1 protein-coding gene is annotated in these 425 nt (G+C 54.6%); it reads right to left on the reverse strand.

Annotation, left to right across the window (positions count from 1 at the left end; translation table 11 throughout):
• Positions 1-75: 75 nt before the first annotated feature.
• Positions 76-425, reverse strand: a 350-nt coding sequence (locus ACNFOC_RS55495) for a chloride channel protein (RefSeq protein ID WP_416966458.1), incomplete at its 5' end; no start/stop codon positions are given.

Genomic DNA, 425 nt, shown 5'->3' on the forward strand with positions numbered 1-425 from the left:
CTTCCGGCACCGCTCATTGGTGAACTGCCTTATCTGCCGCGCGCCGAACAGCGTGAACTGGGGCAATACATCCGCTTAGCTATGCTGCGCAGTGTGCTGGCGGTAGATAGAGTCACGGTGTAACGTCCGCGAAATTACCGACGCAATTACGCAGGCAATCAATAAACCGGGGAGTAGCTGATACTCCCCGGTCATTTCACATATCATCAACGTCGACATAATCGGCGCGTGCGTGGTCGCCGCCAACAGTGTCGCCATCCCGGTCAATCCGAGTAAAAGTGTAATTTCTTCGCCATCAGGGAACCATAATCCCAGGCTACGACCATACAACATGCCAATGGCAAGACCGATAAATAGCGTCGGTGTAAAGACCCCACCGGGTGCGCCGGAACCGCTACTCGCCAGCACGGCACACAGTTTACAAA

Source organism: Streptomyces colwelliae, assembly GCF_048158785.1.
GTDB lineage: Bacteria > Actinomycetota > Actinomycetes > Streptomycetales > Streptomycetaceae > Streptomyces.